The following is a 20,250-nucleotide window of genomic DNA, read 5'->3' as shown; positions in this document are numbered from 1 at the left end:
CAACTATCACAATCCCAGAGCTGAACCCTACCGTGGCGGCCGACCGCTCCCCGACCGGATATCGGCAGGTACGCCCGCCCCCGAACCGGTCGGATGTGCGAACACCGCGCGTAACCTACCGCCCGGTCACCTCGTTGGGGAGTTGGCTCGCGGAAGCGCGCGCCCACCGGTGAACGGGTTCCTAGCGACGGGGGCGTCCCTATGGATGGCATGGCGGCAGCGCCGAGAGAACCGGGCCGACTGCCCGCCGAAGCCACCCCGTTCATCGGCCGGGCCGCCGAACTCGAGGCCCTGACCGCCCTGTTGGGCCGCTCCCGGCTGGTCACCGTGACCGGCCCGGGCGGGGTCGGCAAGTCCCGGCTGGCGCTGCGGGCCGCCGCCCGGCTCGCCCCCGATTTCCCGGACGGCACGCGCCTCGCCGACCTCGCGCCGGTCCGTGATCCGCTGCTGCTCGGCCCCGCCGTACGGGCCGCCCTGGACCCCACCGGCCGGTTCCCGCTCGCCGACCGCCGCGTGCTGCTGGTGCTGGACGGCTGCGAGCACCTGGTCGACGCCTGTGCCGAACTGGTCGACTCGCTGCTGCGCGCCGCGCCCGGGCTGCGGGTGCTGGCCACCTCCCGCCAGTCGCTGCGGGCGGCCGGCGAGCACCTACTGCCGCTGGCCCCGCTGCCGGTCGAACCGGGAGACGGCGGGGCCGACTCGGAGGCGATGCGGCTGTTCGCCGACCGGGCCGCCGCCGCCCGGCCCGGCTTCCGCCTGGCGGGCGCCAACCGCGCCGAGGTGGCGCTGCTCTGCCGCCGCCTGGACGGCCTCCCGCTGGCCCTGGAGCTGGCCGCCGGCCGGTTGCGCGCGCTGTCCGTGGAGCAGCTGCTGGCCCGGCTGGACGACCGCTTCCGGCTGCTCACCGGCGGCGGCCGCACCGCCCCCTCCCGGCACCGGACGATGCGCACAGCGATCGGCTGGAGCCACGAACTCTGCACCATGCAGGAACGTTTACTCTGGGCCCGCCTGTCGGTCTTCGCCGGCGACTTCGACCTGGACGCCGCCGAATACGTCTGCGGCGGCCACGGGCTGGACCTCGACGACGTCCTCGCCCTGCTCGACTCGCTGGCCGACAAGTCCGTCCTGGAACGCCAAGACGGCGAACCCGCCCGGTTCCGGATGCTCGAAACCCTGCGCGACTACGGCGGCCACTGGCTGCGGGCCGGCGACGACCACCGGCGGCTGCTGCGCCGCCACCGCGACTGGTACCTGGGCGTCGCCACCTGGGGCGAGGTCGAGTGGTTCGGCCCCCGGCAGGCCGAGACCGCCGAACGCACCCGGCTCGCCCACCCGAACCTGCGCGCCGCCCTGGAGTTCTCGCTCACCGAACCCGGCGAGGAACAGCCCGCCCTCACCCTGGCCGGCGCCCTCTGGTACTTCTGGCTCGGCACCGGCCTGCTCGGCGAGGGCCGCCACTGGCTCGACCGCGCCCTCGCCCGCGCCCCCGAAGCGACCGAAGCCCGCGCCAAGGCCCTCTGGGTCACCGGCCACCTCGCCACCCTCCAGGGCGACCCGGCCCGCGCCCGCCCCGCCCTCGAGCGGTGCCACCGCCAGGCCCTGGCCACCGGCGACCGCCGGGCCCTCGCCCACGCCGTCCACCGCCAGGGCTGCGCCGCCCTGATCGGCGACGACCCGGCCCGCGCCGCCGAACTCCTCGACGAGGCCCTGCGGCACTACACCGCCCTCGGCGAGCTCGACACCCACGTCCTGATGGCCATGGCCGAACTCGCCCTGGCCCACCTGTTCCTCGGCGACGACCCGGGCGCCGCCGCCTGGGCGGAACGCGTCCGGCAGACCTGCGAGGCGCACGGCGAGCAGTGGGCGCACGCCTACGGCCTGTACACGCTGGCCCACGCCCGCCGGCAGTCCGGCGAACCGCGGGCCGCCCGGGGCTTCGCCCGCGACTCGATCCGCCTCACCCACCCGCTGGGCGACCCGCTCGGCCTCGCCCTCGCGATGGACCTGCTGGCCCTGCTCACCGCCGAGGACCCCGCCCCCGACCCGTACGAGGCGCGCGTCCTGCAGGGCGCCGCCCACCGGCTCTGGACGGCCCTCGGCACCCCGTTCCTCGGCTCCCGCACCTTCCGCGGCCCGCACCGCACCTGCGAGCAGCGCGCCCGCGCCGCCCTCACCGCGCAGCAGTACGAGGAAGCGTTCCGGCTCGGCACCCGCCTCGACCTCGACACCGCCGTCCACCGCGCCCTGAACACCTGACCGGAAACGGGAAACGCCCCCGCGGTCCGAAGACCGAGGGGGCGTTCCGCTCGCGGGTCAGCGCGAGTAGTACTCGACGACCAGCTGCTCGTCGCAGACAACCGGAACCTCGCGGCGCTGCGGCGCGCGGTCCAGGCGGAAGGCCAGGGCCTTCAGGTTGACCTCGAGGTACTTCGGGGTCTGGCCCTCGCCGGCGTTGCCACCCTCGCGAGCCACCTGGAAGGGGACCTTCTCCTTGGACTTTTCCTTCACCGTGACGACGTAGCCCGGCTTCATCTGGAACGACGGCTTGTTGACCTTCGAGCCGTTGACCTCGATGTGACCGTGCACGACCATCTGGCGGGCCTGGTAGATGGTGCGGGCGATGCCCGAACGCAGAACCAGGGCGTCGAGGCGGACCTCCAGCAGGGCGACGAGCGCCTCACCGGTCTTGCCCTCGACCTTCTTGGCGGCCTCGAAGGCACGCGCCATCTGCTTCTCGCTGAGGTCGTACTGCGCGCGCAGACGCTGCTTCTCGGTCAGACGGACCTTGTAGTCAGAGTTCTGCTTGCGGCCACGGCCGTGCTGGCCGGGCGGGTACGGGCGGGCCTCGAAGTACTTGACGGACTTCGGGGTCAGCGGAACGCCGAGAGCACGGGCGATCTTGACCTTGGGGCGCTTCTGGTTCGCCATGTTTCCTTTTCCTGTTCAGATACGGCTGTCACCAGGTGTTGACGGAGGACGCTTCTCGCGGCCCGGAGAAAAACCGTCCGTCGCCGGATGGTCAGCCGCTCTCCGCGACCGGGCACTATGTGCTTGCACACGAGACGCCCACCGACCGGGAAAGGTGGTGGGCTGCCCGCGACACCGAAAACCGGTGCGCGCCGCTCCTGGAGAACTCCCTTGCGGGAGGCCTCCGTTGGTTGCCCCGCTGGTGCGGCCGGTCGTTCCTCGCGGAACCCCGGGCCCGGGACACACTGCGGACAGTCTACAGGCTGTTCACTCGCCCTTGAGCCGGGCCCTGGTCCACTCCGCGATCTCCGCGTACCGGGCCTCGCCACCCCGCCTGGTCGGCTTGTAGTACTCCTTGCCGTGCACCGCGTCCGGCGCGTACTGCTGCGCCGCGATGCCCTCCGCCAGGTCGTGCGGGTACTGGTACCCCTTGCCGTGCCCGAGCTTCTTCGCCCCGCCGTAGTGCGCGTCCCGCAGATGCGGCGGCACCGCGCCCGCCAGCCCCTGCCGGACGTCCGCCAGCGCGGCATCGATCGCCAGGTACGCGGCGTTCGACTTCGGCGCCAGCGCGAGCGCGATCGCCGCCTGCGACAGGATGATCCGCGCCTCCGGGAACCCGATCAGCGCCACCGCCTGCGCCGCCGCGACCGCCGTCGACAGCGCGGTCGGATCGGCCAGCCCGATGTCCTCGCTCGCCGAGATCATCAACCGGCGCGCGATGAACCGCGGGTCCTCCCCCGCCTCGATCATCCGCGCCAGGTAGTGCAGCGTGGCATCCACATCACTGCCCCGGATCGACTTGATCAGCGCACTCGCCACGTCGTAATGCTGATCGCCGTCCCGGTCGTACCGCACCGCCGCCCTGTTCACGGCCGTCTCGGTCGCCGCCAGCGTCAGCACGCCCCCGCCCTGCTCCAGCGCCGCCCCCGCCGCCGCCTCCAGCATGGTCAACGCCCGCCGGGCATCACCCCCGGCCAACCGCACCAGGTGGTCCTCCGCCTCCTCCGCCAGCTCCACGCTCCCGCCGAGCCCGCGCTCGTCGGTGGTCGCCCGGCGCAGCAGGACGCGAATGTCCTCGTCGGTCAGCGACTCCAGGGTCAGCAGCAACGACCGCGACAGCAGCGGCGAAATGATCGAGAAGTACGGGTTCTCGGTGGTCGCCGCGATCAGCGTCACCCACCGGTTCTCCACCGCCGGGAGCAAGGAATCCTGCTGCGCCTTCGAGAACCGGTGGATCTCGTCCAGGAACAGCACCGTCTCCCGCCCGGTCATCCCGACCGCCCGACGCGCCCCCTCGATCACCGCCCGGACTTCCTTGACCCCGTGCGTGATCGCCGAAAGCTCGACGAACCGCCCCTCCACCGCCTGGCTGATCACATGCGCCAGCGTGGTCTTCCCCGTCCCCGGCGGCCCCCACAGAATCACCGAACTCGTCGCCGCCGGCCCCTTGGCCCCCGCCACCAGCCGCCGCAACGGCGACCCGTCCTTCAACAGCTGCTGCTGCCCCGCCACCTCGTCCAACGTCCGCGGCCGCATCCGCACCGCCAGTGGGGCGCGCCCCGGCTCGGCACTCTGGCGTTCCTCGGCTGCATGCGTGAAAAGGTCGGGCTCGTCCACGAGACGCAAGCCTATACGCGAAGGCGAAACCAACCAGGGGCGCGGGGAACTGCGCGAAGGGGAACGCGGCCCACCAGCCAGATCGCGACGCAGGACAGCCACTTGCACGTGATCGCGACCTTGCGGACGTGATGTGCGCTTGTCGCGCAGTTCTCCCCCAGCCCTAGCGGGCCGGGAGGTACCCCCACGCGCCCCTGTTCTCGCGCCCTCCGCTCGCGCAGGTCTCCCCGCGCCCGCCTGCTCTCAGCCCTCCGACGGCCGGTGCAGCAGGACGACGTCGAACTCCTCCATCCCGTAGATCACCGTCCCGGAAGCCTTGCTCGCCGCCCCCCGCACCGCCGCCTGCGCCCCGCGCGAGGCCTCGAACGCCCCCCGGTCCGCGAAGATCGTCCCGACCACCCCTACCGACCGCCCGCGGTCGATGAGCATGGCGGCGCCCACATACCCGTCGATCTCCCTGATCGCCGGGAGGCCGCTCTCCTCGAAGCCCTTCACCACCCCGTCCAACCCGGCCGCGTCGTACGCGAAGCGAGTCAGCCGGAAGCCCCCGTTCTCCACCGCGGGCCCGGGTTCCGCCGCGACAACGTCCCAGCGGTTGACGGCAACGGTCGCGGCGAACGGCACCAGCAACGTGTCCCGCCGGTCGGCCAACGCGGTGTCACTCGCAGCTTCGTGTTCGGGGCTGTCCCACCAGGAGCCCATGGTGAGCGTGCCGAGCGCCCGGTTGGCGAACAGCCCGTAGCCGCGGTAGCCGGGCTGGGCGGAGAGGAGTTCGACGGACTCGCCGCGCAGCGCGTCGAGGCTGTCCTCCAGCAGGGCGGGGTCTCCGGTGGCGTAGACGGTGCGGACATACATGGGAGTGCCTCCAGCCGTTGCGGGATCCCCTCCATCGCACGCCCGCCCCCTCGGCCGGGTCAACCGGGGGCGGTCACCGGGCGAGCAGTGTCGCGGTGTGGTCGAAGACGTACTTCTGGAGGTCGCGCGGCGGCCGTTGGTACCCGCGTGGTTCGGGCCGGTCCGGAAGTGTGATCGCCGGGCGGACCACCTCGTGGTACGGGACGGAGGACAGCAGGTGGGCGATCATGTTGAGCCGGGCGCGGCGCTTGTCGTCGCTGTCGACGACGTTCCACGGGGATTCGGGGATGTCGGTGTAGACGAACATCTCGTCCTTGGCCCGCGAGTAGTCCTCCCAGCGGGTGATGGATTCGACGTCCATCGGGGAGAGCTTCCACTGCCGCATGGGGTCGTCGAGGCGGTCGCGGAAGCGGCGTTCCTGTTCGATGTCACTGACCGAGAACCAGTACTTGCGCAGCACGATGCCCGCTTCGATGAGCATCCGTTCGAAGGTGGGGCACTGGTGGAGGAACTGCCAGTACTCCTCCTCGGTGCAGAATCCCATCACCTTCTCGACGCCGGCCCGGTTGTACCAGGACCGGTCGAACAGCACCATCTCGCCGGCCGCCGGGAGCTGCTCGACGTAGCGCTGGAAGTACCACTGACCGCGCTGGCGTTCGGTGGGGGCGGGGAGGGCAACGATCCGGGCGATGCGGGGGTTGAGGTATTCGGTGACGCGTTTGATCGCGCCGCCCTTGCCGGCGGCGTCCCGGCCCTCGAAGATCACGACCATCCGGATGCCCTCGCTGCGCACCCACTCCTGCATCTTGACCAGCTCCTGCTGGAGCCGCAGCAGTTCGGGTTCGTAGATCCGCTTGGGGATGCGCGGGACGCTCTTGGCGCCGCGGGGCTTCCTGCCTCGCTTGGGGTCCGCCACTTCATGTGCCTTTCTCACCGTGCCGCCGACGAGCACTCACGCTACGGGCCGCCGATGGTCGACGCAGGTCGGCCGACGGCCAGTGGCGGGCGTCGGTCAGATTTCGTCGAACGGCGCCGCGTAGCGGCAGACGCCGTGCGGGGCGCTGTCCGCGCCGGACAGCAGGAGTACCTGGAAGTACACGTCAGGGACGTCGTACGGGCCGCTGATGCGGTGTCCGGAGGCGGGCGCGAAGCCGAACCGCCCGTAGTAGCCGGGGTCGCCGAGGACCACCACAACGCGCTCGCCGGCTTCCGCGGCGGCGGTCAGCGCGGCCCGGACCACGGCGGTGCCAACGCCCTTGCGCTGCCATTCGGGGGCGACGGCGACGGGGGCGAGGGCGAGTCCCTTGCCGTTGCCGATCTTCAGCCGGGTGAGCAGGGCGTGGCCGATGACGACCTCGCGGTCGTCGACGGCGACCAGGGAGAGTTCCGGCAGCCAGGCGGGGTCACGGCGCAGCGCGTCCACCAGGTCCGCCTCTTCGGGGCCTGGGAAGGCCGCCATGTGCACGCGCCGGGTCTCGGCGGTGTCGGTGGGGAGTTCAACTCTGGTTCGTACGGTCATCCTTGACCCCTCTTGCGCCCTGCACCCCGTCGTGCAGCGTTCCGGCCCCGGGCGGTGCGAGCCTACTCCTGGTAGGCGGGCACCGGCCGGGGCCGGAACGAATCGTGATCTTTGTGATGTGCCGTCAGTTTTCGACGGTGCGTCAGACGATGCGTCAGACGGTAGGTCAGGCGGTGGGCTCGGCCTCCGCCTTGGCGCCGTCCTTGGCCTTCGGCTTGGCGTCCACGCCGGCCTCCCGGCGCTGGGCCGGGGTGATCGGGGTGGGAGCGCCGGTCAGCGGGTCGCCGCCGGTGGAGGTCTTCGGGAAGGCGATGACGTCCCGGATGGTGTCGTAGCCGCCCAGCAGGGTGACCACGCGGTCCAGGCCGAGCGCGATGCCGCCGTGCGGCGGCGGGCCGTAGTTGAAGGCGTCCAGCAGGAAGCCGAACTGCGAGGCGGCCTCCTCCTCGGACAGGCCGATCGCGTCGAACGCCCGCTTCTGCACGTCGCGCTGGTGGATACGGATCGAACCGCCGCCCAGCTCCGAGCCGTTGAGCACCAGGTCGTACGCGTTGGAGAGCGCGCTGCCCGGGTCGGTGTCGAAGGTGGCGAGCGACTCGGCGGTGGGCGCGGTGAACGGGTGGTGCACCGCGTGCCAGCCCTGGAACTCGCCCTTGTCGTCCTCGATCGGCTCGAACATCGGGAAGTCCACGACCCAGAGGAAGGCCCACTGGGACTCGTCGATCAGGTTGCAGCGGCGGCCGATCTCCAGGCGGGCGGCGCCGAGCAGCTCCTGCGAGGCGGTCTTCTTGCCGGCCGCGAAGAACACCGCGTCGCCGGGCTTGGCGCCGGCGGCGGCGGCCAGGCCGGCCAGGTGCTCCTCGGACAGGTTCTTGGCGACCGGGCCGCGCAGCTCGCCGGTCTCGGCGTCCACCAGGACGTACGCGAGGCCGCGGGCGCCGCGGGCCTTCGCCCAGTCCTGCCAGGCGTCGAGCTGCTTGCGGGGCTGCGAGGCGCCGCCGGGCATCACGACCGCGCCGACGTACGGCGCCTGGAAGACCCGGAACTCGGTGCCCTTGAAGTACTCGGTCAGGTCGGTGAGTTCCTGGCCGAAGCGGACGTCCGGCTTGTCGGAGCCGTAGCGCGACATGGCGTCGACGTACGTCATCCGCGGCAGCGGGTTGGGGATCTCGTAGCCGTGCACCTCGCGCCAGATCGCGGCGATGACCTTCTCGCCGAGGGCCAGGATGTCCTCCTGGTCGACGAACGACGCCTCGATGTCCAGCTGGGTGAACTCCGGCTGCCGGTCGGCGCGGAAGTCCTCGTCGCGGAAGCAGCGGGCGATCTGGTAGTAGCGCTCCATGCCGGCCACCATCAGCAGCTGCTTGAACAGCTGCGGGGACTGCGGCAGGGCGTACCAGTGGCCGGGCTGGAGGCGGACCGGGACCAGGAAGTCGCGGGCGCCCTCGGGGGTGGAGCGGGTCAGGTACGGGGTCTCGATGTCGAGGTAGTCGTTCTCCTCCATCACCGTGCGGATGATGTGGTTGACCTTCGAGCGCAGCCGCAGCGCGCGGGCCGGGCCCTCGCGGCGCAGGTCGAGGTAGCGGTAGCGGAGCCGCACCTCCTCGTTGACCGAACCGGGCTCGTACTCGGCGACCTGGAACGGCAGCGGCGCGGCCTCGGACAGCACCTCGATGGACTCGACGACGACCTCGACGGCGCCGGTCGGGATGTCCGGGTTCTCGTTGCCCTCGGGGCGGACCCGGACGTCGCCGATCACCTTCACGCAGTACTCGGAGCGCAGCCCGTGCACCGACTCCAGGTCGCGGACCACGACCTGCACGGTGCCGGAGGCGTCCCGCAGGTCGATGAAGGCCACGCCGCCGTGGTCACGGCGGCGGGCCACCCAGCCGGCCAGGGTGACGGTGGTGCCGGCGTGCTCCGGTCGGAGCGTGCCCGCGTCGTGCGTGCGGATCACAGCTGCTTCTCCTTCAGGGTGGTGACGAGCGCCTCGAGGGCGACGGGGGTCTGCTCGCCGGACTCCATGTCCTTGAGCTGGACCACGCCCTCGGCGAGGTCCCGGTCGCCCGCGATCAGGGCGAAGCGTGCTCCGGACCTGTTCGCGGACTTCATGGCGTTCTTGATGCTCTTGACGCCGAACGCGAGGTCGGTGGCGACGCCGGCCCGGCGCAGCTCGACGGTCTTCGCGAACAGCACGTTCTTGGCTTCCTCGCCGAGCGCGACCGCGTACACCTCGGTGGTGACGGGCAGGTCGAGCTCGATGCCTTCGGCCTCCAGCGCGAGGAAGGTGCGGTCCACACCCAGGCCCCAGCCGACCGAGGGCAGCGCCGGGCCGCCCAGCATCTCGGACAGGCCGTCGTAGCGGCCGCCGCCGCCGATCGCGGACTGCGAGCCGAGGCCGCCGTGCACGAACTCGAAGGTGGTGCGGGTGTAGTAGTCCAGGCCGCGCACCAGCTTGGGGTCGTCGACGAACGCGACCCCGGCGGCGGTGAGCAGCTCGCGGACCTTCTCGTCGTACGCCTTGCAGTCCTCGCACAGGTAGTCGCGCAGCATGGGCGCGTCCACCAGCTGGGCCTGCACCTCGGGTCGCTTGTCGTCGAGGACGCGCAGCGGGTTGATCTCGGCGCGGCGGCGGGTGTCCGCGTCCAGGTCGAGGCCGGTCAGGAAGTCCACCAGCGCGGCGCGGTAGACCGGGCGGCACTGCTGGTCGCCGAGCGAGTTCAGCAGCAGCTTGTACTCGCGCAGGCCGAGCGAGCGGAAGGCGTCGTCGGCGAGGATGATCAGCTCGGCGTCCAGCGCCGGGTCCTCGGCGCCCAGCGCCTCCGCGCCGACCTGCGAGAACTGCCGGTAGCGGCCCTTCTGCGGGCGCTCGTAGCGGTAGAAGTTGCCGGAGTACCAGAGCTTGACCGGCAGGTTGCCGAGCTTGTGCAGGTTGGCTTCCAGCGTGGCGCGGACCACCGACGCGGTGCCCTCGGGGCGCAGCGCGAGGTCCTCGCTGCTCTCGGGGCGCTTGGCGAGGGTGAACATCTCCTTGGTGACGATGTCGGTGGACTCGCCGACGCCGCGGGAGAACAGCTTGACGTCCTCGAACACGGGGGTCTCGACGTAGCCGTACCCGGCGCGGCGCAGCGGCGCGGACAGCCGCTCGCGGATCGCCAGGTAGGCCGCGGAGTTGACCGTGGGCAGCAGGTCGTAGGTGCCCTTGGGGGCGGTGAAGGTGCTCAACTTCTCTTCCGTCACATTCCTCGTCGCGGGAAAGCCTGGGCGCCGACCGCCCCTGCTGCCTGCTGGAGGTAGGGGTTGGTGGCGCGCTCTCGGCCGATGGTGGTCTGCGAGCCGTGGCCGGAGAGCACCACGGTCGCGTCGTCGAGGGGCAGGCACACCCGGGCCAGGGAGCGCATGATCGCGCCACTGTCTCCGCCCGGGAGGTCGGTACGCCCGATGGAGCCGGCGAACAGCAGGTCGCCCGAGAACAGCACCGGCGGGATGTCCGATGCGGCGGGCGTCCTGAACGTCACCGACCCCTTGGTATGGCCGGGGGCGTGGTCGACGGTGAGCCGCATGCCCGCGAGTTCCAGCACGCTGCCGTCGGTCAACTCGCGGACGTCGTCCGGTTCGCCAACGGTGATCGAGCCCATCAACTGCTGCCCGAGGGAGCGCCCGAGACCCTTCTCGGGGTCGGCCATCATGTACCGGTCCTCGGGGTGGATCCAGGCCGGGACACCCTGCGCGCCGCAGACCGGGACCACCGAGGCGATGTGGTCGATGTGCCCGTGGGTGAGCAGGACCGCGACCGGCTTGAGCCGGTGCTCGCGGATCAACTCCTCGACGCCGCTTGCCGCTTCGTGCCCGGGATCGACGATCACGCACTCCTCACCTGCGGCGGGAGCGACCAGGTAACAGTTGGTGCCCCAGGCCCCGGCGGGGAATCCGGCGACGAACACGCGAGTCCTTCGTTTCGTAACGGTGGCGGTCTTGTTTCCCCCGCAGCCTACCGGCGGCACCGGGCCGCGGGCGAACCGGTTCCCGCGCGCGTTCAGGCCTTTCTCATGTGGCACTGATCCCCTGCTGACGCGCGGGGTCCCTACACTTGGCCGCCGACGGGTGCGACGATGCGCACACGACAGTCACAAGTCCCTCGCCCCACAGCGCATTAGGAGACACGTCCGGTGGTCAGCAGCGAACAGCGTCGGCGACAGCTCGCCCGCGAGAAGTACGAGCGCCAGATGCAGGCGCGCGCCGAAGCGGCGACCAAGCGCAAGAAGCGCAACGTCGTGGTGGCCTCGGTGGCGGCCCTGGTGGTGCTGGCGGGCATCGGAGCGACCGCGGCCGGTGTGTTCAGCTCGGACAAGAAGGACGACAAGAAGGCGTCCGCCGCGCCGACTCCGTCCGAGAGCGGCAAGAAGTGGGCGGCCGAGCCGGCCATGTCGATCGACGCCGCGTCCCCGTACACCGCGACGCTGGACACCTCGGCGGGCAAGGTGACCCTCTCGCTGGACGCGAAGAAGGCGCCGCACACCGTCAACTCCTTCGTTTTCCTGGCGGGTCAGCAGTACTTCGACGGCTCCACCTGCCACCGGCTCACCACCGACGGCATCTTCGTCCTCCAGTGCGGCGACCCGACCGGCACCGGCCGCGGCGGCCCCGGCTACCAGTTCCAGGACGAGAACCTGACCGGCGCGACCTACCCGGCGGGCACCGTGGCGATGGCCAACGCCGGCGCGAACACCAACGGCAGCCAGTTCTTCCTGGTCTACAAGGACACCCAACTGCCGCCCCAGTACACCCCGTTCGGCAAGATCACCGGCGGCCTGGACGTGCTCCAGAAGGTCGCCGAGGCCGGCGTCAAGGGCGGCAAGACGGACGGTCCGCCGGCCACCCCGGTCGACCTCAAGGCCGTCACCGCGACCAAGGGCTGACCCGCCGCGAAAATCGACCGGCGCCGGATGCGGACAGCACCGGCGCTGGTCGCCTATGTTGCTGTTGTATAGGGTGCCCAGACCGTCGGCCGTCACCCTCGGCACGACAACGACGGCTCGGGACGGCGGACTCCATCGGTCCGCCGCACATCAACTGTGGACGACGCTCCCGCCCGTGGGCGTGGCGTCATGTGGAGGAGGCGCTGTGAGCAGCGACCCGTGGGGCCGTGTCGACGAGCAGGGGAACGTCTACGTGAGGACGGCCGACGGCGAACGCCAGGTCGGCTCCTGGCAGGCCGGCTCTCCCGAGGAGGCCCTCGCCTACTTCGAGCGCAAGTTCCAGGGCCTGGAGGCGGAGACCGCCCTCCTGGAGCACCGGGTGCGCAAGACCGACCTGGCCGCCAAGGAGGCGCAGGCCGCGCTGGAGCACCTGCGCGCGCAGGTCGTCGAGGCGCACGCGGTCGGCGACCTGGAGTCGCTGGCCAAGCGCCTGGACACGCTGGCCGGCGAGATCGAGACCCGGCAGACCGAGCGCAAGGCCGCCCGGGCGAAGGCCCAGGAGGAGACCCGCGCCGCCAAGGAGGCGCTGGTCGCCGAGGCCGAGCAGCTCGCCGACTCCAACCAGTGGCGGGAGGCCGGCGACCGGCTGCGCGCCCTGGTCGACAGCTGGAAGGCGCTGCCGCGCCTGGACCGCAAGAGCGACGACGAGCTGTGGCACCGTTTCTCGCACGCCCGCTCGGTGTTCTCCAAGCACCGCAAGGCGCACTTCGCGGCCCTGGACTCGGAGCGCGACCACGCCCGCGCGGTCAAGGAGAAGCTGGTCGCCGAGGCCGAGCAGCTCGCGAACTCCACCGACTGGGGCCCGACCGCGGCCGCCTACCGCGACCTGATGACCCGCTGGAAGGCCGCCGGCCGCGCCCAGCGCGAGGCGGAGGAGGAGCTGTGGGCCCGCTTCCGCGGCGCCCAGGACGTCTTCTTCCAGGCCCGGTCCGCGGTGTTCACCGAGCGTGACGCCGAGCAGGGCGAGAACCAGAAGGCCAAGGAGGCGCTGCTGGTCGAGGCCGAGGCGATCCTGCCGATCACCGACCTGAAGGCCGCCAAGGCCGCGCTGCGCGAGGTCTCCGAGCGCTGGGAGGCGATCGGTCACGTCCCGCGCGACGCCCGTCCGAAGCTGGACGGCCGGCTGGCCGCGGTGGAGCGCGCCGTCCGCGAGGCCGAGGAGGCCGAGTGGCAGCGCTCCAACCCGGAGGCCCGCGCCCGCGCCACCGGCATGACCGCGCTGCTGCAGTCCGCCGTCGACAAGCTGCAGTCCGACCTGGACAAGGCCCGCTCGGCCGGCAACACGTCGAAGGCCGCCAAGCTGGAGGCCGAGCTGGCGGGCCGTCAGGCACTGCTCGACCAGGCGCAGAAGTCGCTGCAGGAGTTCAGCTCCTGACGCTTCGTCGAGAAAGGGGCCCGGTCGCTGTCACGGCGGCCGGGCCCTTCTGCGTGCGGGCGCTCAGACGGTGGTCGGGCTGGCCTCGGGCTGGAGCTGGTCGATGTCCATGCTCTGGTCGGGGCCGGGGGTGGCGGAGGGCACCGGGGTGCCGAAGTCGCTGAAGTCGACCGCGCCGACGGACTGTTCCAGCCGCAGCGGCACCGGCGGGCCGGAGGTGGCCACGTACAGGGTGGCGGTGCCGCTGTCGGTGCTGCGGGTGAGGGCGACCGCCGGGCGGCCCTGGACGGTGCTGGTGGCGCCCTTGGCGAGGTCGCTCGCCGCGCTGCCGAGCTGGTCGGCGAGGGCGCCGAGGTCGCACAGGCCGGCGATGTCGCCGAAGTCGGGGTCGTCGCTGGTGGTCTTCAGGTAGCGGTCGCCGACGGCGTCGGCCAGCGCGGCTCCGCCGTGGCTCTGCCAGAACGCCTGGTCGGGTTTGACCCACAGCTGCTGGCCGGCCTTCACCACCTGGAAGCTGCCCACGCCGCTCTGGCCCAGCGTGCCGGTGCAGTTGCCCGCGGTGTCCAGCCGCAGGTCGATGGTGATCGCCGGGCCGTCGCCGCCGACCGTGCCGACCGCCCGTACCGCGTGGGCGTCGGTGAGGGCCTGGACGGACTGCCGGAGGATTTCGTCGGCCGGTCGGCCGGCCACCCCGTTGTCGGTGCCGGGTGCGGGGGCGGTGGCGGTCGCGGTGGCCGCCGCCGGGGTGCCGGCGGCGCCCGGTCCGGTGGAGTGGCCCGAGCCGCAGCCGGCCGTCAGGGCCGCGACGGCCGCCGCCGCGCCGGCCATCGCCGTCGTCGTCCGAATCGCGTGCACGGTGCCTCCGGGAATGAGCGGGCCGCCCCCACCCGGCCAGTGTCTGCGGGGTGGGGGCGGCCTGCACCCGGAGGGCCGGGCGCGGAGGGCTACTTGTTGCGGGCCGAGGTGACCCGGTAGACGTCGTACACGCCTTCGACGCCGCGGACGGCCTTCAGGACGTGGCCGAGGTGCTTCGGGTCGCCCATCTCGAAGGTGAACCGGCTCATCGCCACCCGGTCGCGGGAGGTCTGCACCGCCGCGGACAGGATGTTGACGTGCTGGTCGGAGAGCACCCGGGTGACGTCCGACAGCAGTCGGGAGCGGTCCAGCGCCTCCACCTGGATGGCCACCAGGAACACCGAGGACTGGGTGGCCGCCCACTCGACGTCGATGATCCGCTCGGGCTGCTGCTGCAACGACTCGACGTTGACGCAGTCCGCGCGGTGCACCGAGACGCCGTTGCCGCGGGTGATGAAGCCGACGATCGGGTCGCCGGGCACCGGCGTGCAGCAGCGCGCCAGCTTCACCCACAGGTCGTCGACGCCCTTGACGATGATGCCCGGGTCGCCCTTGGCCCGGCGGCGCATCGAGCGCGGCTGGTGGGACGGGGTGGTGGTCTCGACGAGGTCCTCGACCGCGCCTTCCTCGCCGCCCATCGCCTGGACCAGCTTCTGCACGATGGCCGGCGCGGCGACGTGGCCCTCGCCGATCGCCGCGTACAGCGAGGAGATGTCCGGGTAGCGCATCTCATGGGCCAGCGTGACCAGCGAGTCCCCGGTGAGGATCCGCTGGATCGGCAGGCCCTGCTTGCGCATGGTCCGGGCGATCGCCTCCTTGCCCTGCTCGATCGCCTCCTCGCGGCGCTCCTTGGAGAACCAGGCGCGGATCTTGTTCCGGGCCCGCGGCGACTTGACGAAGTTCAGCCAGTCCCGGGACGGGCCGGCGTTCTCCGCCTTCGAGGTGAACACCTCGACCGTGTCGCCGTTCTCCAGCGTCGACTCCAGCGGCACCAGCCGGCCGTTCACCCGGGCGCCGATGGTCCGGCAGCCGACCTCGGTGTGCACCGCGAACGCGAAGTCCACCGGGGTGGCCTTCGCGGGCAGCGCTATCACGTCGCCCTTCGGGGTGAAGACGAACACCTCGTTGCTGGACAGGTCGAAGCGCAGCGACTCGAGGAACTCGCTGGGGTCCTCGGTCTCCTTCTGCCAGTCCAGCAGCTGGCGCAGCCAGGCCATCTCGTTGACCGCGTCGGCCTTGTCGTGCTGCCGCTTGTGGGTCGGGGTGTCGGTGCGCACCTTGGACGCGCCGGCCACCGCCCGCTGCTTGTACTTCCAGTGCGCGGCGATGCCGTACTCGGCACGGCGGTGCATGTCGAAGGTGCGGATCTGGAGTTCGACGGGCTTGCCGCCGGGACCGATCACCGTGGTGTGCAGCGACTGGTACATGTTGAACTTGGGCATCGCGATGTAGTCCTTGAACCGCCCCGGCACCGGGTTCCACCGCGCGTGGATGGTGCCCAGCGCCGCGTAGCAGTCGCGGACGGTGTCGACCAGGACCCGGATGCCCACCAGGTCGTAGATCTCGGCGAAGTCCCGGCCCCGGACGATCATCTTCTGGTAGACCGAGTAGTAGTGCTTCGGGCGGCCCGTCACCTGCGCGGTGATCCGCGCCCCGCGCAGATCGCCCTGCACCTGGTCGATCACGGTCGCCAGGTACTCGTCGCGCTTCGGGGCGCGCTCGGCCACCAGCCGGACGATCTCGTCGTACATCTTGGGGTAGAGGATGGCGAACGCCAGGTCCTCCAGCTCCCACTTGATGGTGTTCATGCCCAGCCGGTGCGCCAGCGGGGCGTAGATCTCCAGCGTCTCGCGGGCCTTCTTCTCCTGCTTCTCCCGCTTCAGGTAACGCATGGTGCGCATGTTGTGCAGCCGGTCGGCGAGCTTGATCACCAGGACCCGCGGGTCCTTGGCCATCGCGACGACCATCTTGCGGACGGTCTCCGCCTGCGCCGCCTCGCCGAACTTCACCCGGTCCAGCTTGGTGACGCCGTCGACCAGCAGCGCCACCGAGTCACCGAAGTCGTGCCGCAGCGTCTCCAGGCCGTAGTCGGTGTCCTCGACGGTGTCGTGCAGCAGCCCCGCCATCAGCGTCGGCGCGTCCATCCCCAGCTCGGCCAGGATGGTCGCCACCGCCAGCGGGTGCGTGATGTACGGATCGCCGCTCTTGCGCTTCTGCCCACGGTGCCACTTCTCGGCCACCGCGTACGCCCGCTCGATGTCCTTGAGCAGGGCCGGGTCGGCCTTCGGGTCGTTGGCCCGGATGGTCCGGAACAGCGGTTCCAGCACCGGGTTGACCATCGAACTGCGCTGTCCGCCCAGCCGAGCGAGGCGAGCCCGCATCCCGCCGGGGGAAGGGCGGGAACTGGCAGTCGCAGCCGTGGGCACAACCTCGTCGGGCAAGGACACTCCTACGTGCAGACGGATCAATCTTCATCGTACCGGCGGCGCGACGGGCTTCCGCGCCCGGCCGACCCCACCTGTGCGAAAAGCCGCCCGGGAACAGGATCTGTTCCCGGGCGGCTTCCGAAAGCGGTCTTCCCGCTCAGACCACGACCAGGGTCTCCAGCGGCGCACCGTGCAGGTGCGGCTCCAGGCGCTCACGCCCAGTCAGGAACCCGAGCTCCATCAGCACCACGACGCCCACCAGCTCGGCGCCGGCCTCCTGGACCAGGTCCAGCGAGGCGGAGATGGTGCCGCCGGTGGCCAGCACGTCGTCCACCACCAGCACCTTCTCGCCGGGGGCGAACGCGTCGCACTGCACCTCCAGCGTCGCCGACCCGTACTCCAGGTCGTACGAGCGGGAGAACACGTCGCCGGGCAGCTTGCCCTTCTTGCGGATCGGGACGAACCCGAGTCCGGCCGCGACCGCGGCGGGCGCGGCCAGCACGAACCCCCGCGCCTCCAGGCCGACCACCTTGGTGGCGCCGAGTTCCTTCGCCCGCTCGGCCAGCGCCCGGGTCAGCGCGCCGAACGCCTCGGCGTCGGCCAGCAGGGGGGCGATGTCCTTGAACAGGACGCCCGGCTTCGGGTAGTCCTGCACGTCCCGGATCCGGCTGTTGAGCAGCTCGGACAGGGCGGGGTCGGTGGTGGAGGTCACGGGGGTTCCTTAACTGACAGCGGGGTTCAGCGCTTGCCGGACGGCCGTCCCTTGCCCCGGGAGCGGCTGGTCGGCTGGTTGCGCTGTCCGACCATACCTGCCGTGAGCTCCTGGTCGATCATCCCGTCCTCGCCCAGGGCCTCGCCCTCCTCGGCCGCCTTGGCCTCGGACGCCCGGCGCTGCAGGACCCGCTTGGCGAGCGCCTTCATCTCCGGGGTCTGCTCCTTGAGCTGCGCGAGCAGCGGGGTGGCGACGCAGATCGAGGAGTAGGCACCGGCCGCGAGACCGATGAACAGCGCCAGCGAGATGTCGTTGAGGGTGCCCGCGCCGAGCAGGCCGCCGCCGATGAACAGCAGGGCGGAGACCGGCAGCAGCGCGACGACCGTGGTGTTGATGGAACGCACCAGGGTCTGGTTGAGACCGTGGTTGGCGGCCTCGCTGTAGGTCCGGCGCGACTGCTTGGTCAGGCCGTTGGTGTTCTCCTTCACGGTGTCGAAGACGACGACCGTGTCGTAGAGCGAGTAACCGAGGATGGTCAGGAAGCCGATCACGGTACCCGGAGTGACCTCGAAGCCGACCAGCGCGTAGACACCGATGGTGATCAGCAGGTCGTGGATCAGCGCGACCAGCGCGGCCAGCGCCATCCGCCACTCGAAGGCGATCGCCAGGTAGACGGTGACCAGGACCATGAAGATGACCAGGCCGGTCAGCGCCTTCTTGGAGATGTCCGAACCCCAGGAGGGGCCGATCACCTGGGCGTTGATGTCCTTCTCCTCGACGCCGACGGCCTTCGAGAACTCCTTGGTGAAGGTCGCGGCCGGCACCGACTCCTCGGCGCTGATCTGGACCCGGACGTCGCCCTTGTCCGTGGTCTGCACCAGCGCGGTGTTGGAGCCGGTGATCTTGTTCGCGACGTCCTTCGCCTGGGACACCGTCAGTCCGGGCTTGTGCACGGTGTAGACCGAGCCGCCCTTGAACTCGATGCCCAGGTGCAGGCCCATGGCCAGGCCGATCGCGGCCACCAGGACGATCACCGCGGAGATCGAGTACCAGATCTTCCGCTTGCCGACGAAGTCGAACGAGACCTCGCCCTGGTAGAGGCGGTGACCGATGTTGCGGAGCGACATGGGTCAGACCTCCTGGGTCTGCTGGGAGGGGGCGGGACGGCGGCGCGAACCGCGGATCGGCGGACGGGCGCCGAGCCGCTTCGGGTCCAGGCCGGACCACGGGTGACCGCTGGAGAAGAACTTCGTGCGGGCCAGCAGGGTGATCAGCGGCTTGGTGAACAGGAAGATCACCACGACGTCCAGCAGGGTGGTCAGACCCAGGGTGAAGGCGAAGCCCTGCACCTTGCCGACCGACACCAGGTACAGCACCGCGGCACACAGGAAGGACACGAAGTCCGACACCAGGATGGTGCGCCGGGCCCGCGGCCAGGCACGCTGCACGGCCGGACGCAGCTGGGCGCCCTCGCGGACCTCGTCACGGATGCGCTCGAAGTACACGATGAACGAGTCGGCGGTGATACCGATCGCGACGATCGCGCCACAGACCGCGGGCAGGTTCAGCGCGAAGCCGACGCCGGCACCCAGCAGGCTCATGATCGACCAGGTCAGGACCGCGGAGACCACCAGGCCGGCGATCGAGACCAGGCCCAGGCCGCGGTAGTAGACCAGAGAGTAGACGACCACCAGGACCATGCCGATAAGACCGGCGATCAGGCCGGCCTTCAGCTGGTCGGAGCCGAGCTGCGGGGAGACGGTGGTGACGTCGCTCTTCACGAAGTCCAGCGGGAGCGCGCCGTAGCTCAGCACGTTGCCCAGCGACTTGGCGTCGGCCTGGGTGAAGGTGCCGGAGATGACCGCGCTGCCACCGGTGATCGACTCGGAGACGTACGGGTGCGAGACGACCGCGCCGTCCAGCACGATGGCGAACTGGTTGCCCGGGGACTGCTGGGTGGCGAGCTTGCCGGTGGTGGCCGCGAAGGCCTTCGAGCCCGCGTCGTTGAACGACAGGTCGACCATCCAGCCCTTGGCGCTCTGGGTGTCGTACACGGCCTGCGCCTTGGTGACGTCCTGGCCGTTCACGGCGACACCACCGAGCGCGAACTTGTACCAGAGGCCCTGCTCGGCGTCGTACGAGCAGGCCACGGTCGGCTGGGCCGGGTCGCTGGACTGGTAGTTCTTCCGCTGCTCCTTGACCGAGCAGTCCAGCGCGGTGAACTGCTTCTGCAGCTCGGCCGGGGCAGTGCCCTGGGTCAGCGCGGCAGTCATGTCGGGCTGGTCGGCCGGGGCGCTGGCGCCGGCGCTCGGAGCGGCCGAGCCGGCGGCCGGGGCCGAGGCGGAGCCGCTCGCGGCGGAGGTCGGGTCGGCCTGCAGGGCGCCGGAGACGGCGCGGCCGGCCTTGCTCGCCGAGGAGCTCGGCGAGGCGGGCGCGGAGGCGCTGCCCGAGGCGGACGGGCTGGCCGAGCCGCTGGGCGCCGACGACGGCGACCCGCTCGGCTGCGGCTGGGCGCTCACACCGCTCGGCGCGGCGGCCAGGACCGGGCGGAAGTACAGCTTCGCGGTGTCACCGACCTTGTCGATGGACTCCTGCGTGTTACCACCGTCGGGGATGTTGACGATGATGTTGCTGTTGCCCTGGGTCTGGACCTCGGCCTCGGAGACACCCATGCCGTTGACGCGCTTCTGGATGATGCCGACCGCGGTGTCAAGGTTTGCCTTGTTGATCGCGGAAGGATCGTCCGACTTGGCGGTCAGCGTGACGCTGGTGCCACCGGCGAGGTCGATACCGAGACGCGGCTTGGTGTAGCCCGTCCCGAACATGAGGGCCACCAGGCCGACGGTGACCACCAGGATGAGCGCCAGCGCCCTCCCCGGGTATCCGTCGCGCGACCGCGACTTGGGTGTTGCCACCTTGTTCGTTTCTCCCTGTCCATGCCGCCC

General features: G+C 71.1%; 16 protein-coding genes. 3 read left to right on the top strand and 13 right to left on the bottom strand.

Features of this window, described 5'->3' with window-relative positions; all coding sequences use genetic code 11:
* The first annotated feature begins 210 nt into the window (after positions 1-210).
* The gene (locus ACFYST_RS12415) at positions 211-2,256 is read left to right on the top strand and encodes an ATP-binding protein (protein ID WP_387861618.1); all 2,046 of its coding nucleotides are present in this window, start codon (positions 211-213) and stop codon (positions 2,254-2,256) included.
* Between the two features lie 57 nt (positions 2,257-2,313).
* Here the strand turns inward: ACFYST_RS12415 and rpsD are convergent, their stop codons facing one another.
* The 8 genes from rpsD to ACFYST_RS12375 form a co-directional block, all read right to left on the bottom strand.
* Complete coding sequence (gene rpsD, locus ACFYST_RS12410; protein ID WP_035860039.1) at positions 2,314-2,928, bottom strand: 30S ribosomal protein S4; 615 nt, start codon at positions 2,926-2,928, stop codon at positions 2,314-2,316.
* 306 nt (positions 2,929-3,234) lie between these two features.
* Positions 3,235-4,584, bottom strand: coding sequence for a replication-associated recombination protein A (locus tag ACFYST_RS12405; RefSeq protein ID WP_387861616.1), 1,350 nt, complete (start codon positions 4,582-4,584; stop codon positions 3,235-3,237).
* A gap of 243 nt (positions 4,585-4,827) precedes the next feature.
* Positions 4,828-5,439, bottom strand: coding sequence for a hypothetical protein (locus ACFYST_RS12400; RefSeq protein WP_387642918.1), 612 nt, complete (start codon positions 5,437-5,439; stop codon positions 4,828-4,830).
* 73 nt (positions 5,440-5,512) lie between these two features.
* The gene (gene ppk2, locus ACFYST_RS12395; protein WP_387861926.1) at positions 5,513-6,301 is read right to left on the bottom strand and encodes a polyphosphate kinase 2; all 789 of its coding nucleotides are present in this window, start codon (positions 6,299-6,301) and stop codon (positions 5,513-5,515) included.
* Between the two features lie 150 nt (positions 6,302-6,451).
* Positions 6,452-6,958, bottom strand: a complete 507-nt coding sequence (locus ACFYST_RS12390) for a GNAT family N-acetyltransferase (protein ID WP_387642919.1) — start codon at positions 6,956-6,958, stop codon at positions 6,452-6,454.
* A gap of 166 nt (positions 6,959-7,124) precedes the next feature.
* On the bottom strand, positions 7,125-8,915 hold the full coding sequence (gene aspS / locus ACFYST_RS12385) for an aspartate--tRNA ligase (protein ID WP_387642920.1): 1,791 nt from the start codon (positions 8,913-8,915) through the stop codon (positions 7,125-7,127).
* Positions 8,912-10,183 (bottom strand): histidine--tRNA ligase, encoded by a 1,272-nt coding sequence (gene hisS, locus ACFYST_RS12380; protein ID WP_387861615.1) that lies wholly within the window; start codon positions 10,181-10,183, stop codon positions 8,912-8,914. The genes aspS and hisS overlap by 4 nt, the downstream gene beginning before the upstream one ends.
* Positions 10,184-10,194: 11 nt before the next feature.
* Positions 10,195-10,902: an MBL fold metallo-hydrolase gene (locus ACFYST_RS12375; RefSeq protein WP_387861613.1), complete on the bottom strand. Its 708-nt coding sequence runs from the start codon at positions 10,900-10,902 to the stop codon at positions 10,195-10,197.
* A 225-nt stretch (positions 10,903-11,127) separates the two neighbouring features.
* Between ACFYST_RS12375 and ACFYST_RS12370 the strand changes: the two genes are divergently transcribed.
* Both ACFYST_RS12370 and ACFYST_RS12365 read left to right on the top strand, forming a co-directional pair.
* A complete protein-coding gene (locus ACFYST_RS12370; RefSeq protein WP_387642923.1) occupies positions 11,128-11,877 on the top strand; it encodes a peptidylprolyl isomerase in 750 nt (249 codons plus the stop codon).
* A 205-nt stretch (positions 11,878-12,082) separates the two neighbouring features.
* A complete protein-coding gene (locus tag ACFYST_RS12365) occupies positions 12,083-13,312 on the top strand; it encodes a DUF349 domain-containing protein (protein ID WP_387861611.1) in 1,230 nt (409 codons plus the stop codon).
* A gap of 63 nt (positions 13,313-13,375) precedes the next feature.
* On the opposite strand, the gene ACFYST_RS12360 is transcribed toward ACFYST_RS12365, so the two are convergent.
* The 5 genes from ACFYST_RS12360 to secD all read right to left on the bottom strand — a co-directional run bounded on the left by ACFYST_RS12360 (position 13,376) and on the right by secD (position 20,220).
* Positions 13,376-14,167, bottom strand: a complete 792-nt coding sequence (locus ACFYST_RS12360; protein ID WP_387861609.1) for a hypothetical protein — start codon at positions 14,165-14,167, stop codon at positions 13,376-13,378.
* A gap of 89 nt (positions 14,168-14,256) precedes the next feature.
* Complete coding sequence (locus ACFYST_RS12355) at positions 14,257-16,548, bottom strand: RelA/SpoT family protein (protein ID WP_387642926.1); 2,292 nt, start codon at positions 16,546-16,548, stop codon at positions 14,257-14,259.
* A 202-nt stretch (positions 16,549-16,750) separates the two neighbouring features.
* Entirely contained in the window at positions 16,751-17,305 is a 555-nt protein-coding gene (locus ACFYST_RS12350) for an adenine phosphoribosyltransferase (protein WP_387861608.1), read from the bottom strand.
* A 26-nt stretch (positions 17,306-17,331) separates the two neighbouring features.
* The gene (secF, locus tag ACFYST_RS12345) at positions 17,332-18,432 is read right to left on the bottom strand and encodes a protein translocase subunit SecF (protein ID WP_387861607.1); all 1,101 of its coding nucleotides are present in this window, start codon (positions 18,430-18,432) and stop codon (positions 17,332-17,334) included.
* A gap of 3 nt (positions 18,433-18,435) precedes the next feature.
* On the bottom strand, positions 18,436-20,220 hold the full coding sequence (gene secD / locus ACFYST_RS12340; RefSeq protein WP_387861605.1) for a protein translocase subunit SecD: 1,785 nt from the start codon (positions 20,218-20,220) through the stop codon (positions 18,436-18,438).
* Between the last annotated feature and the right edge of the window lie 30 nt (positions 20,221-20,250).

It is taken from the genome of Kitasatospora sp. NPDC004614 (assembly GCF_042873675.1).
GTDB lineage: Bacteria > Actinomycetota > Actinomycetes > Streptomycetales > Streptomycetaceae > Kitasatospora.
The sequence above is the reverse complement of the archived record's forward strand: the minus strand, read 5'-3'. Positions and strand labels throughout refer to the sequence as shown.